The following is a 13,730-nucleotide window of genomic DNA, read 5'->3' as shown; positions in this document are numbered from 1 at the left end:
TGGGGAGTTTAGGGGATGCTTATCGCCTCAGGGGCAAGTACGATCTAGGGATTAACTATCTCGAAAAGAGCTTAACTATTGCCCAAGACATTGACCACCTTGCCTATCAATCCTCAGCCCTGAATAGTTTAGGTAATGCCTACAGTAGCAAAGCTCAGCTCAGCTATCGTCGGGCAAATTCTGCTGAAAAAATCGAGTACACAAAAAAGGCTTCGGCACTCGCAGAAAAAGCTAAGAATAACGATAGCGAAGCACTAAAGTATTTTCAGAAAAGCCTCGACCTAGCTATTACTCAAAACGACCAATCCGGTCAAATGCGGGCAAGGCTTAATGAGATTCCCCTGTACTATCGCCTTGATAAAAATAGCGCTAGTGTTACGCAATGGCAAAACGAAGGGCAAAAAGCCTACTCCCTCTTGGACAGTCTACCAGATTCCCAGGATAAGGTTTATGCTGCCATTGAGTTAGCTAACCTGTTGCAACCAATTGCTCCGGCTCATGAAACCAGTCCCTGGATGCGATGCTATCAGCCCAAACTAGAACCCCAGGCTACTGCACTCCTGGCTCAAGCCGTTTCAATAGCGCAACGGATTAATGACCATCGCTCCCAATCCTTTGCCCTAGGGGAACTGGGTCATATCTATGAGTGTCGTGGCTAGTATAGCAAAGCGTTAGAGTTAAGCCAACAGGCTAGACTAGCAGCTGAGCAAAACTTGCTCGCCCAGGATAGTCTGTACTTGTGGGAGTGGCAAACAGCACGAATTTTTAAGGAGCAGGGGAAAGTAACTGAGGCAATTCGAGCCTATGAAAACGCGATCGCTACTCTCGAAACAATCCGTAGCGATATCCTAACCGCCAGTCGAGATGTCGTGAATTTGAAGCCTTGAGCAATGTCTCCAGAGAAGTTAAGGCAGTGACACAAACCATACCAGAGAGCAAACAGCTACTCGATGAGGAATTTACCCGCGATCGCCTACAACAAGAATTAGGCACAACGGTTTACCCGATGATTCACATAGCTACTCACGGTGAGTTCGGCACTGAACCGGAGGATACTTTCCTAGTCACCGGGGAAAATGATCAACTCACCATTGATGAATTAGATCGGGTAATTCGCAGTGTAGCTAGTACTACTGAACCAGTGGAGTTACTATCCCTGACTGCCTGTCGAACCGCCACTGGTGATGACCGAGCAGCATTAGGTTTAGCCGGTGTAGCTGTTCAAGCAGGAGCCAGAAGTGCTTTAGCCTCGCTTTGGTTCATTAATGATCAAATTACTGCCCAAATTGCTGCCCAATTTTACCAGGGTTTGCGACAATCAAACTTAAACAAAGCCCAAGCGCTTCGTGCTGCTCAAATCGCTTTACTGGAAGCAGGAGGACAATATGCTCGCCCCGCCTATTGGGCACCTTATCTAGTAATTGGAAATTGGTTTTGACACTCCCATAAGGACGGGGCTTTAAACCCAAATTTTTTGGTAATCTTAGGTGTCCGACAGACTTGAGTGAACCTGCGTCTATAACCGACCTAGTATACTGATTTTTGGCCATTGGTGCCAGAGCGATCGCAAACAGCCTGATCATTGTCCGCACCCCGCTCTTGCCTAGACGGGGCTTCCAAACATCGGACTATTTTTTGTGAGTTGAGTTAAACAAACTGCTATATACTACGAATGACTGCTAAACAGCTTGCTACCCTCGTGAACAAAGTTCCTATTCTCAGCATTGACTTAGGTCGCACCTCTACTAAAGCTTGTATCAGCCGTTACCCCGATGGTGTAGTGCTAATTCCTGCCAACGTTGCCCATCTCACCGTTGAGCAAGTGCGTCGGGGTGGGTTTGAAGCTCGACTGGGTGACCCTCTATTAGATATTTGGCTCGAGTATCAAGGCAAAGGATACGCCATTGGACAACTAGCTGCTGACTTCGGAGCTAACTTGGGTGTTGGTCAATCGAAAGTAGAAGATGCCTTGATAAAAGTCTTTGCCTGCGTAGGACATTTCGAGCTTCAAGGTGACTTGGCAATTATCATGGGATTGCCCTACCATTCCCAAGAGCAGTTTGAGCGTGAAAAAGAGGAATTAATTGGTATCCTGGCTTCACCTCATGTCATGTACTACAGAGGGGAACCAGTGTCGATTACGATTAAAAAAGTTTGGGTGATACCAGAGGGCTATGGTAGTTTGATCTGGGTTGAAGTTCAGGAAAACGATCCATCCGATGGCGGATTACATGACCGTTCCGTCGCCGTTGTGGATATTGGCCACCAAACCACTGACTTTATCATGGCAGATTCGTTCCGATTTGCCCGAGGAGCATCTCAGAGTGAAGCATTTGCCATGAATGAGTTCTATGATCAATTAGCTGCCCAAATTCAGGGAGCTGACAGTCAATCTTTGCTATTAATCAAAGCGGTTAATCGTCCAGAAGGAGAGCGCTTCTATCGTCCTAAAGGTGCTGCTCAGCCCACAGACCTCGACGAAATTATACCGAGTTTGCGCAAAAGTTTTGCCCGTGAACTGTCTGATCGTTTGCTCGCTTGGCTACCAGAACGCACCACAGACGTAGTGGTGACGGGTGGTGGTGGACAATTCTTCTGGAATGATCTTCAACTTATCTTCAAAGAAGCTAGACTCAAGGGTTACTTAGCTCAACCCTCTCGAAAAGCGAATGCTTTGGGACAATACATTTATGGAGAGGTGCAGAAGCAGTCAGCATCTCGATAACTTGTAGATAAATTGTATTGTAATTATCCGATAAGATTATAGGCATAATTCCCATGGCACCTATAGCAAAAAAAGTAAATAAAACAGTAGCATTTACCGCTAACCGGGAGGATCAAGCCCTACTAAAGGTAGTGGAGAAAGAACTAGCTAAGGGTCAGTATCCTAGCTTTAGCATGTTGTGCAAGCAAGCTCTCCAAGAGTTTCTGTTGAAACCAGAGTCCTCTGAGGAAAAGAAATCCTCCCAGGAAACAACCAAAGAAACAACCGAGGAAACAACCGGTGTTGGAAATCTTGAAGACAAGCTAACCCAACTGCAGCAGCAATTAACTGAAGTGGTACAGGCGTTATCGGTTCAGAGTCCTAGCCAAGTCAATAATCAGCTAAGTGATCTGACTCAACGAATTGAGGAAATAGACTCTAATACAACTGAACAATTGACCCAGTTACAACAGCAGCTTGGGAAATTAGAGCAAGTTATATCTACTGAAGAATCCTCTGACCAACTTGATGATCAATTGACGGCCTTAATCCAACAGGTCAAGCAAGTCGATGACCGTTCTCATCAACAACTCGAACACTTAAAACAGCAAGTTGCTGGTGTAGAAACGGTGCTGTCGAATTTTAGTACGACGGATGTGTCTGGCTTAACAGCACAGGCATCCACAGCAAAAGCGACTAGAGACTCAGATGGGACGGCTAAAGCAGGATTGGAAAAAGAGGCTGATCAATCTGATCCGTTACTAAGTCGCTTGGGTTCTTTATTAGAGGATTTTTAATTAACTTTATAGTGCTATGACAAAACGCACAGTTGGACTGCTGTTTGGTGGTGTCTCAGGAGAACACGAAGTTTCCATTAGTTCTGCAAGAGCGATCGCAAACGCTCTATGTGCCGACGAAAATGCCTCTAAGTACGAAGTGGTGCCAGTGTACATTCAAAAAAATGGCATCTGGACAGCGGTCGAAACTATCGCACAGGTGTTAGACTCGGGAACCCCCCTGGAATCTGCTCCTAGCGGTAATGTCTGGCAATTTCCTGCCGTTGCAACTGAGGTAGATGTCTGGTTTCCCATCCTCCATGGGCCAAATGGGGAAGATGGCACAGTTCAGGGATTACTAACTCTGATGGGAGTTCCCTTTGTGGGTAGTGGTGTTTTGGGTTCAGCTGTAGGCATGGACAAGCTGGCAATGAAAACAGTATATGCCCAAGCTGGATTACCCCAAGTCAAATACATGGAAGTTTTGCGTACGCAAGTTTGGTCCGATCCCTGTGTATTTACCAAACTCTGTGACCAAATTGAAGAAACCTTAAACTATCCCTACTTTGTCAAACCAGCTAATTTAGGCTCATCGGTCGGGATTGCCAAAGTGCGATCGCGTTCTGAATTAGAAGCGGCCTTAGATAAGGCTGCTAGTTATGACCGCAGGTTGATTGTAGAAGAAGGAGTAGTAGGGCGAGAAGTAGAGTGTGCTGTACTAGGGAACGATCATCCCAAAGCCTCAGTAGTTGGTGAAATTACCTATGAGAGTGATTTCTATGACTACGAAACCAAATACACTCAGGGTCAAGCGGACTTGTTAATCCCCGCTCCCTTGCCCACTGACGTCATTACCCAGATTCAGGAAATGGCAATCCAGGCGTTTACTGCCGTTGATGGGGCTGGTTTAGGACGGGTAGACTTCTTTTATGTCGAAGCCACTAGGGAAATCTTCATCAACGAGATTAACACCTTACCAGGTTTTACAGCAACCAGTATGTATCCCCAACTGTGGGCAGCTACAGGTGTTTCTTTTCCAGAATTGGTGGATCAGTTAATTCAACTAGCAATAGGGCGGGCTTGAATCTTAGTCCGAAGGGAATATCATGGGAAAGGCTATGCCGAAGATTGAGCTGAGTTAAACAATTTGAGGAGATAAACTTGGAACGGACATTTCTGATGGTTAAGCCGGATGGTGTACAACGGAATCTTGTTGGTCAAATCATCCAGCGTTTTGAGACAAAAGGTTTTACCTTAGTTGGGCTGAAGCTGATGAACGTCAGCCGTGAACTTGCCGAACAGCATTACGCTGTTCACAAAGAGAGACCTTTCTTTCCCAAACTAATCGAATTCATCATCTCTGGTCCCGTAGTAGCAATGGTCTGGGAAGGAAATGGAGTAGTGGCTTCCGCAAGAAAGATAATTGGTGCTACCAAACCTCTGGAGGCTGAACCAGGAACCATTCGGGGCGATTATGGCTTAGACACAGGTCGCAATCTTATCCATGGCTCAGATGCCATTGAGACAGCGCAGAACGAGATTAGTCTCTGGTTTAAGGAAGAAGAGCTAGTTAGCTGGCAACCAACCATAACCCCTTGGCTTTACGAGTAATAGTAACATGAACCTTTAGACCGGAAGTCCAACGCTCTACCCATGTTTGGTGAGCGTTGGTATCATTGATTGGGAGATGGGGGAATTCTTCCCGGCTCTTGTGAAAAGCCTTTAGCGACTAGCTTCTTTTGCGGTTTGCTCTTTCCCCAAAGCCGGTTGCCCTTGGTTTTCCACAGGAATTGGCTCCAGGTCTGGGGTCTTAGACTTTTCAGAAAATCCCCACATGAACACTAGGGCAATAGCAGCAATCATTAACCATTCCGGTGGCACTAATTCCGGTTTAATCGCTCTGACCAACAGCCGCAATCCCACAAAGCCCACGGTGATGTAGCCAGCATCCTCCAGATAGACATACTCTTTCAACCAACGAATAAATAAGCCCGCCATGAAGCGCAGGGTAATTACCCCAATGGTGCCACCAGCAATAACCAGCCAGGTCTGGTCAGAAATTGCGATCGCTGTCGTGACACTATCCAAGGAAAAAGCTAAATCCGTAACAGCAATTAGGGGAATTGCCTGCCATAGAGAAGTAAACTTCGGGCCATGATGGTGATGTTGTTCATCTTCATCAGAGGTGAAATACTCAAAGACCAACCAGAGCAGATAGGCTGCTCCCAATAACTCAAACTGCCAAAACTGCACTACCCAAGTGGCTGTAAAAATCAAACTGATTCGTAGGACATAGGCAACTGCTAAGCCCAAGTTAAGAGCATGGCGTTGAAGTTGTTTGGTTTCTAAGCCTTGGGAGATCGCAGCTAACGCGATCGCATTATCAGCAGACAGTACAGCTTCTAGTGCCACCAGAATCAACAAAACCACAGGACCCTCAAGCCCCACATTAAACGATGAGTTAAGAATTTGGTCTAGCATTAAAAATTATTAATGTCTTAAAAGGTTAACTTAGTCTATGTAATAGACTTAATCGCCTAAATTGCTAAAACTTTGATATCTAATTTAATTAATCTTAACATTTAATCATAATTAAAGTGCGCTGCGACCCCAGGGAGGTTCCAACGCCCACACCGAACCTTCAGCAAGATCAAGGTAATAGCTGTGATCGCAATTTGAGATCAACCCAAGCTAAAAGGATTCTATTATCTGGATTTGACCAGTGATTGTGATAAAATTCCAGAACTAGCCCAATTAGTTGGCTTCGGTGCGACCCGTGGCGAATTAAATTTGCCTAGGTCAAGCGCACCGTGAATGGTATAGAATATCGCTCAAATAAAGGAGATTGTATACGATGCCTATTTCAGATGCCCAAGTTATCGGAGCTCTATTCCTGGCTTTGATTCCGGGATTTCTAGCATTCCGGCTGTCTACGGAACTTTACAAATAATCCTGGGAAGCTCAAAGCCTTGCTCCTAAGCGGCCTGGATCTAGAGCGGACAAAGGATAAACAAAATAGTTTAACTAACCCACCCATAATCTAGGATTTGGGTGGGTTAGCTTCCTCCGCGATTCATCCCACATCTCAATGCCCAGCATGAGTGTTTAAAGTTACCGTAAGGTACTGGTCGCCTTTATGGTTAGTCGGTTATGCGTAAAAGGGTTAAAACTTTGCCGATTTTGGCTCCACTAACAATCAGGTTTCGTCTCCAGGGATGAATCGCGGACAGGAACTCTGATAAACAGCCTGAAAAACGTTATACTAAAAATAGTAGGGAAAACAAATTAAGAGCTAACCGCCACCTACTAATTAAAAATAGAACTTATTGTATTGTTCCGGCGCGGAGGGGCATCCCGTGTCGTTAATAAAGTAACCCGTGTATCCGTTCGCGATGGCTGGAGTTGGTAAGAAGCCCACACTGTAATCTTCGATGAGCGTGTGGGAGTATGTCACTTAAACTAGTTAATCAATGGCGAAGCCTCATTAAAGCTAGTGAAATCCTTGACACTCGCTCACGCTCATCACGCGATTATAGTCAGGGATTCTTAAGAGCATAAAACTCTTAATGGCTGAGCCAAACAGCCTCTAGACTCTCTGACCAAATCATTGAGCTTACTTGCATCTTGATCTACGCTTTTAGCAGCGGCTTTTCAGCTGGCGCGCAAACCGGCACCTTTTGGGTGCATTAATATTTTTTAATCTTAGCAGAGCTCATCAAGAAGCGCAACAGATTGAGTCTCCAATTCCCAAGGGTCAGAAGTTACCCCAGCGAGCAATCCCTCGCTGGGGCAGCCTTTATGGTTGGGAGGCTTGGCTGAAAAGGCTTAAAACTTTGAGGCGCGACAATCGCGCGAATTTAATTACGGGTCAAGCGCGCCTCCATGATTAAGGCAAGAGACGAAACCTTAGATCAGGTCGCCTTTATAACAACAGTTTTAAACCTTTTCTGCATAACCTACAACCCAAAAAGGCGACCTGATCTTACGGTAACTTCAAACCTTATTTTAAGGTTTCGTCTCCGGGCTGTGTGGGTCACCTGCGTCCACACTCTATAAGCCCCCTTTCCCGCGCTTCATACGCGGGTATAACGGGAGGGGAATTGGATTTGAATGATGGCTGCCAACGCCAGTCTACCTGGGAATGTTAATAGATATTTTATATATTATAAGCAATAATTCTGAATTATTATCCTGAGTGGAAGATCCTTTCCCTTGGATTGGAGTCAACACCAGGCAATTTATGTGATCGAACTCACATTATGCTAAGCTCTTAGTCTATTTGGGGGTTTGATTCTTCCATAAAGACTATTCTTTAGCTAAATTATCTGGCTAAATAAAAGGTGCATACTCAAAACTCTATCCTAATCAACCCAATAATAAACCCAAGGGCGCTGGTGTGCCAGCGTGGCATTGTAAACGGAAATGAACGCAATCCAACCCCCTCACTCAACTCGGCTACCATCAAAACCTCGCCGAAGAGTTCCTCGAATCAAGCACCGTCCGCAGCGACAGTCTTACGGGGCAGTTGCTGGTGAAACTACTGCTAAGTTACTTGTTAACCTAGTTCTCTGTGCCGCTGCGATTACCGCACTAATGGAACTATTACCTTATCATCTCTCACAGCAAGCCAAGTTGCGAGAAGTCAAACGAGAGGTGAAGCGAACTGAAACACGAGTGAATAAATTGCGCCGTGAATTCAGTCGCTCTTTTGACCCCAGGCAAGCCCAGAAAGTAATGCGAGAGCAAAGCTTACGACGTGATCCAAATCAGGTTCAGGTCGTCTGGCAAGATCCCGACTTAGGGGATGGAAATTAGTTATACTTCCGGTGGGCATAAACTGAGCTAAAGGTAATAGGTCGAGGTGGCTCGATGCGTTCGCGTAGCGTCTCCTAGGTCGAATCGCTGTTTGGGACCGTTAGAGCTAAGCACTAACCCCTTCAAGCTCTCAGTGGCTTAAGCAAATCATTGATCCAATTTTCCACTTTCTCGCGCAAGGAATCAGAAGAACCAGACTTTGGCAGCCACTTCAGAGCCTTGTGATAGTCGCTGATGGCACAGTTCCAGTCACCCCTGAGATGGTAAGTACGCCCTCTCTGAGCATAGACATGGTCTTCCAGGCATCCCAGCATTAGAGCCATGTCAAGGTTTTCTAGGGCTAAATCGTACAATCCCAATTCCCGGAAGGTGATCCCTTGGTTAATCCAGGTGCGGATATTTCCCGGATTGAGATCAATAGCTTGCTCGTAGTCGGTGAGGGCTTCAGCCAGTTGCCCAACTGATGCATAATAATTAGCGCGATTGTTGTAAGCACTGTCCAATGTTGGATCAATTCCCAGTGCCTGATTGTAATCAAATAAGGCTTTGTAGGGCTGACCACTTTGGAAATACAGCAATCCCCGATTGTTGTAGTCTGATGCGCTGGTGGGATTGAGATTAATCAACTGGGTTAACAATGCGATCGCACTGTTGTAATCCCCTTGTTTCACTTTCGAGTTTGCTAAGGTGCGCAGGCTTTTCACAGAGTGTATGTGGCTTTTTCTAGGCACTAGCCTCACTGGCGCTAAATGCCTGTGGTTTTTACGGGACATTGGGAACCACTGTCGATTTTGGTTTTGCCGATTTAGAAAAGTAGGAGCATTCATATTTGCCTCAACCTCATTTGCAGCCTATCTAGATTCAACCTTACGGCTAACAGCACCCAGCTGGTTGGTCTTAATGTGTCACTTATTAATGCGTCTTCGGTGTACCCAAGAAAACCATCCAGATTGTCCCTACAACTTGGGACTCTTCTTTGAAGACTACAGCAGTAATATTACAGTTTCCTGAAAGACGAATTAATTTTGTCCGGATGATTTTATAGAGGGGCTGGGACTGGACACTTTTGGGAAGATGCACAATTCCCTAGGGGTTTGGGGTTTGGGGTTTGGGGTTTGGGTGTCATTACTGAAATGCAGCTATAGCAGAAAGCGGATAGATGTGTTCAAAATAGTATAGTTACTATTCCACCGCATCCACTCTCAGGAGGAAATCCTGTGCCATCCCTTCCACCTTCAATTCCACCTGTGTCTTCGCCCCCAACCAACCAATGGCTGCGAATGGTAGGGATGTGGCTAGCAGTTGCTGTCATTGGTGCAGGGCTAGGTTGGTCATATCAAGAATGGCAAAGTTATCGAAATCTACTATTACGCTTAGAAGAGATTCAGAAGCACCGATCAGAACGGGAATATGAAGAATGCATCAATAAAGCCACGACTATTCCTGAAAAGTCGCCTATATATCAACAGACTCAGGTGATTTTTAATGAGTGTGCCCAGAAACTATTTGGCAAAGCTAAGATACTAGCTGCAGCGAACCAATTTAAAGACGCAATTATCGAGGCCAATAAACTGACCCCAGATAGTGCTCCTTACCAAGAGGCACAACAGTTAATTAATCAGTGGTCTAACCGCCTATTTCAGAAAGCTACCAAGCTGTATCAGGAACAAGGGAAGCTCAATGAAGCCATTGCTCTAACTCAAGTCATTCCTGAAACTAATCTGATTCGTCAAAGATTACCCGAGACCATTGCCCAATGGAAACAAGAGTGGGCTGTGAATGTATCGATTCGCAAACAAGCACTTCAAGCTCTGGAGGCAGGTCAATGGCAACAGGCTAAGCAAAAGGCTAGGAGGGTGACCACTAGCTATTGGCAAAAGAAAGTTGAACCAATTATAGACAGGGCAGATGCTAAAATTTCTACCATAGAAGCCCACAAAGAAGCTCAACGAGTCAGACGACAAGCCCAGCAAGATGCTCAACGAGTCAGACGACAAGCCCAGCAAGATGCTCAACGCATAGCCAGAGAAAAAGCACAACAACAAGCTCAGGAGCAGGATCGACGTAGACAGCAATGCATTAAGCTGGTAACCAAATACACTGAAGAGAATGAGTGGGCTCTCAAAGAGTATGAAAGGTTAAGATGTGATGATTTTCCCCATGAGCTATTTTAACTAAGCCATCGGGTTGTTCTTCTCCTAGACAAGTTGGTTTGTTGGCACGCCCTTGATTAGGAATTAAGTACCATAACTTAACCCAACATCTAACACCTCAAACCTGACATCTAACATTTAATACATAACACCTAACACCTAAGCATCAAAACTCCATTGACAGAGTACTAGCTTAGTTTGAGCCCCTGACTAGACCTGAGAGGCTCAAGGATTGCCATAATTTTTGTAAAGTATAATGAATGATTTATTCGCAACTACATGGCTGATACAACTGCCTGGGTGAATCTCCTCACCCCCTTACCATTCCTCCCCCCTGAACACCCTCTGCCATCCCTATTGGCAACAGCAACGGAAGCCACTGCTAATGCTAATGAAGCAGAAAACGGTTCACTGGTTCTTGCAGGAGTGCTATTGAGTCTAGTGGTGATCTACTTCGCCAGTAAACTTGGAGGCGAAATTTGTGCTCGGATTAACTTACCACCGGTATTAGGGGAATTGGTCGGTGGTGTAGTTGTCGGGGTTTCTGCCCTAAATCTGCTAGTTTTCCCAGAAGGGGGCAGTGTGGCTAGCAATTCCTTAATGATGAGCTTTCTGCAAACTACCGCTGGTCTAACCCCAGAAGCTACCAACTCAGTATTTCAGTCTACTAGCGAGGTGATTTCCGTCTTAGCGGAACTCGGCGTTATCATCCTGTTATTTGAAATTGGACTAGAGTCTGACCTCAAAGAACTGATCCGTGTTGGTCCGCAGGCTGCTGTGGTAGCTGTAGTTGGCGTGGTTGTCCCCTTTGCTGCTGGTACTGCTGGTTTAGCTTACCTATTTCATATTTCTGCTGTCCCTGCTATTTTTGCTGGTGCTGCCCTAACTGCCACTAGTATCGGGATTACCGCTAAAGTCCTAGCAGAAATTGGACAGTTGAGTTCTAAAGAAGGGCAAATTATCATTGGTGCTGCCGTACTCGATGATGTCCTAGGAATTATCGTCCTGGCTGTGGTGGCTAGTCTGGCAAAAACTGGGGAAGTCGTGATCACTAATGTGATCTATTTGATTATTAGTGCTGGTGTCTTCCTAGTTGGAGCAATTCTAATCGGTCGCTTCCTCGGTCCGTATTTCGTTGCCTTGGTCAAGGAAATGAAAACCCGAGGTCAGGTATTACTGACAGCACTCATTTTTGCCTTTGTCTTGTCCTATATTGCCACAGCTATCCAATTAGAAGCCATTTTGGGAGCCTTTGCTGCTGGGCTAGTCTTGGCAGAGACGGATAAGCGTCGAGAATTAGAAGAACAGGTCTTACCAGTGGCAGATATACTTGTGCCCATCTTCTTTGTTACTGTGGGAGCCAAAACTGATTTGAGTGTGCTTAACCCAGCAGTTCCCAGTAATCGCGAGGGTTTGATCTTGGCAACTTTCCTGATTGTGGTGGCAATTCTTGGTAAGGTGATCACAGGATTGACAGTCTTTGGTCAATCAGGAATTAACCGTCTGGCTATTGGGGTTGGCATGATTCCCAGAGGTGAAGTGGGGCTAGTCTTTGCTGGTGTTGGTTCAGCAAGTGGTGCTCTTTCAGAAGCCACTGAAGCAGCGATTATCATGATGGTTATTTTAACGACTTTTATCGCTCCGCCTTTGTTGCGGTTGGTCTTTCAAGAGCCATCTGAGCCGGTGGAAACAGCTGGAGAGTCTTGAGACTTGTTGCTAAGCTATCTGAGCTTGCTGATTAAAGACAATTATTGATGCAGGATTCTTGAAGAATCCTGTTCAATTTAGTTGATTGTGTATGCTTTAAGATTTGACAAAGCTAAGTGTGTTAACTAAAACCAAATTTTCGATTCAGAGAAACCCGTGTATACTGAAACTCTTGAAACTTAACCAAGCTACTCTACGTCCGAGTCTGTTAACGGTTTTAATAAGATTAATCAGATTAATCTTATTAGTCAAACAGACTAGACATTGCTTGACTGGGCTATTAATTAGGGGTATTCATCGTGAGTGGTTAGGGATTAGCGGTTAACTATAGCCTACTCTAGGCAGCTGTTGGGGTCTAATACTTAACCGCTAACAGCTGGTATAACCAATTGCTATAACCAATTGCTATAACCAATTACCTAAGATACATGATACAGGAGTAAGAATTGTGAGGTTTCGCTGGCTACTGCTACTCTCCAGCTCTTTGACATTTTCTCTATTTTCATTGGCGGCTCAAGCCCGTGAACTACTATTTTGGCAATATGATCGCAATCAGAATCGCCTGGAATTTACCACTGATGTGGGTGTACAACCCACAGCCCAACTCATTTCTAATCCTACCCGGTTAGTGATTGATTTACCGGGAATTAACGTCGGAGGTCCATCAACAAATCAGCGTCTAAGCGGGGCGATTCGAGAAGTGCGAGTGGGTCAATTTGAGAGACAAACCACTCGGATTGTGGTTGAATTGGCTCCTGGTTACACTATAGACCCCCAGCAGGTAAAATTTCGGGGTATTAGCCCCAATCAGTGGACTGTACAATTACCTCAGCCTTATCGAGGGTCACTGCCGGTTCTGCCTAACCCAGCACCGCCATCTCTACCACCGGCTCAGCCACCGACCCGCACTCAATCCCCTCCACCACGGCCAACTATTCCGAGATCCAATCCAACTATTCCGAGATCCAATCCGGGGATTCGCCGCCAAGGCTTTCAGATCAATAGAAATGGATTTTTTGTCAGTACCGATGGTGGGAAACCTATCATTCAAATCGAACGAAGTCGCAATAACCGCCGCATTAACATCGACCTAGAAGGGGTTACAATTGCCGAGAGTCTGTTAGGGGAGGATTTGGAGGTAAATCGCTACGGGGTTAGCAAAATCGAGTTTGAAAAGAAAAAAGAGTCCCCACCGATTGTCCGGATGACCCTAAATGTGGATAGTGACAGCCCTGATTGGCTGGCATCGTTCAGTCAAAGATTGGGAGGGGTGTTGATTTTCCCTAGGGGGATCCCAGCTCAACGCTTAGATAATGGACCAACATCCAAAGTGCCAACGAAACCGATTCAATCTCGTGGCTCGGCTAATACCGGTAAGTTAGCCACCATTGGGTCAGTGGAACTGGCTAGTAATCAGACTCAGCTATTGATTAAGGCTAACCAACGGGTCAGAGCCACTAGCAAATGGGATCCTCGTTCAAAGTCTTACCAAATTACTATACCGAATGCCAAACTAGCTGAGAAGTTCAGTGGCCCTCAACTTAATACCACTAGTCCCGTATCAGAGGTGATGGT

At 45.6% G+C, this 13,730-nt stretch carries 13 protein-coding genes and 1 pseudogene; 12 read left to right on the top strand and 2 right to left on the bottom strand.

Annotation, left to right across the window (positions count from 1 at the left end; genetic code table 11):
• The 7 genes and pseudogenes from F6K38_RS25700 to ndk form a co-directional block, all read left to right on the top strand.
• Positions 1 to 659: pseudogene (locus F6K38_RS25700) on the top strand (CHAT domain-containing protein); the annotation flags it as partial.
• Positions 660 to 713: 54 nt separating this feature from the next.
• Positions 714 to 887 (top strand): hypothetical protein, encoded by a 174-nt coding sequence (locus tag F6K38_RS25695; protein ID WP_287265331.1) that lies wholly within the window; start codon positions 714 to 716, stop codon positions 885 to 887.
• Positions 888 to 913: 26 nt separating this feature from the next.
• Positions 914 to 1,438 (top strand): CHAT domain-containing protein, encoded by a 525-nt coding sequence (locus tag F6K38_RS25690; protein WP_287357917.1) that lies wholly within the window; start codon positions 914 to 916, stop codon positions 1,436 to 1,438.
• Between the two features lie 234 nt (positions 1,439 to 1,672).
• On the top strand, positions 1,673 to 2,725 hold the full coding sequence (gene fcmB / locus F6K38_RS25685; RefSeq protein ID WP_008188684.1) for a filament morphology actin-like protein FcmB: 1,053 nt from the start codon (positions 1,673 to 1,675) through the stop codon (positions 2,723 to 2,725).
• Between the two features lie 53 nt (positions 2,726 to 2,778).
• Positions 2,779 to 3,501 carry a hypothetical protein gene (locus F6K38_RS25680; protein ID WP_008188687.1) on the top strand — a complete coding sequence of 241 codons (723 nt, stop codon included), beginning with the start codon at positions 2,779 to 2,781 and terminating at the stop codon, positions 3,499 to 3,501.
• A gap of 16 nt (positions 3,502 to 3,517) precedes the next feature.
• Entirely contained in the window at positions 3,518 to 4,564 is a 1,047-nt protein-coding gene (locus tag F6K38_RS25675; RefSeq protein ID WP_287357916.1) for a D-alanine--D-alanine ligase family protein, read from the top strand.
• 77 nt (positions 4,565 to 4,641) lie between these two features.
• The gene (gene ndk, locus F6K38_RS25670; protein WP_044494944.1) at positions 4,642 to 5,091 is read left to right on the top strand and encodes a nucleoside-diphosphate kinase; all 450 of its coding nucleotides are present in this window, start codon (positions 4,642 to 4,644) and stop codon (positions 5,089 to 5,091) included.
• Positions 5,092 to 5,202: 111 nt separating this feature from the next.
• On the opposite strand, the gene F6K38_RS25665 is transcribed toward ndk, so the two are convergent.
• A complete protein-coding gene (locus tag F6K38_RS25665; RefSeq protein WP_008188702.1) occupies positions 5,203 to 5,961 on the bottom strand; it encodes a TerC family protein in 759 nt (252 codons plus the stop codon).
• Positions 5,962 to 6,334: 373 nt separating this feature from the next.
• Here F6K38_RS25665 and psaM point away from each other — a divergent pair, with 373 nt between their 5' ends.
• Complete coding sequence (gene psaM / locus F6K38_RS25660; RefSeq protein WP_071986952.1) at positions 6,335 to 6,430, top strand: photosystem I reaction center subunit XII; 96 nt, start codon at positions 6,335 to 6,337, stop codon at positions 6,428 to 6,430.
• 1,472 nt (positions 6,431 to 7,902) lie between these two features.
• Positions 7,903 to 8,295, top strand: a complete 393-nt coding sequence (locus F6K38_RS25655) for a slr1601 family putative cell division protein (RefSeq protein ID WP_008188704.1) — start codon at positions 7,903 to 7,905, stop codon at positions 8,293 to 8,295.
• 122 nt (positions 8,296 to 8,417) lie between these two features.
• Here F6K38_RS25655 and F6K38_RS25650 read toward each other — a convergent pair whose 3' ends face one another.
• Positions 8,418 to 9,122 carry a tetratricopeptide repeat protein gene (locus F6K38_RS25650; protein ID WP_044494947.1) on the bottom strand — a complete coding sequence of 235 codons (705 nt, stop codon included), beginning with the start codon at positions 9,120 to 9,122 and terminating at the stop codon, positions 8,418 to 8,420.
• A 390-nt stretch (positions 9,123 to 9,512) separates the two neighbouring features.
• On the opposite strand from F6K38_RS25650, the gene F6K38_RS25645 reads away from it, so the two are divergent.
• From F6K38_RS25645 to F6K38_RS25635, 3 genes are all read left to right on the top strand, one after another.
• Complete coding sequence (locus F6K38_RS25645; protein WP_287357913.1) at positions 9,513 to 10,469, top strand: hypothetical protein; 957 nt, start codon at positions 9,513 to 9,515, stop codon at positions 10,467 to 10,469.
• Between the two features lie 258 nt (positions 10,470 to 10,727).
• Positions 10,728 to 12,155: a cation:proton antiporter gene (locus F6K38_RS25640; RefSeq protein WP_008188710.1), complete on the top strand. Its 1,428-nt coding sequence runs from the start codon at positions 10,728 to 10,730 to the stop codon at positions 12,153 to 12,155.
• Between the two features lie 448 nt (positions 12,156 to 12,603).
• Positions 12,604 to 13,730: AMIN domain-containing protein (locus F6K38_RS25635; RefSeq protein ID WP_287357911.1), on the top strand; the 1,127-nt coding region annotated here is incomplete at its 3' end.

The sequence above is a fragment of the Moorena sp. SIO3B2 genome (genome assembly GCF_010692525.1).
Lineage (GTDB): Bacteria > Cyanobacteriota > Cyanobacteriia > Cyanobacteriales > Coleofasciculaceae > Moorena > Moorena producens.
Note: the sequence above shows the minus strand (reverse complement) of the source record. Positions and strands in the feature narration are given on the sequence as shown.

What these genes read in the sequence shown, in the direction of transcription:
- F6K38_RS25655 (WP_008188704.1), top strand. Translation starts at nt 7,903, where the DNA reads ATGAACGCAATCCAACCCCCTCACTCAACTCGGCTACCATCAAAACCT.
- psaM (WP_071986952.1), top strand. Translation starts at nt 6,335, where the DNA reads ATGCCTATTTCAGATGCCCAAGTTATCGGAGCTCTATTCCTGGCTTTG.
- F6K38_RS25665 (WP_008188702.1), bottom strand. Translation starts at nt 5,961, where the DNA reads ATGCTAGACCAAATTCTTAACTCATCGTTTAATGTGGGGCTTGAGGGT.
- fcmB (WP_008188684.1), top strand. Translation starts at nt 1,673, where the DNA reads ATGACTGCTAAACAGCTTGCTACCCTCGTGAACAAAGTTCCTATTCTC.
- F6K38_RS25680 (WP_008188687.1), top strand. Translation starts at nt 2,779, where the DNA reads ATGGCACCTATAGCAAAAAAAGTAAATAAAACAGTAGCATTTACCGCT.
- F6K38_RS25640 (WP_008188710.1), top strand. Translation starts at nt 10,728, where the DNA reads ATGGCTGATACAACTGCCTGGGTGAATCTCCTCACCCCCTTACCATTC.
- F6K38_RS25650 (WP_044494947.1), bottom strand. Translation starts at nt 9,122, where the DNA reads ATGAATGCTCCTACTTTTCTAAATCGGCAAAACCAAAATCGACAGTGG.
- F6K38_RS25675 (WP_287357916.1), top strand. Translation starts at nt 3,518, where the DNA reads ATGACAAAACGCACAGTTGGACTGCTGTTTGGTGGTGTCTCAGGAGAA.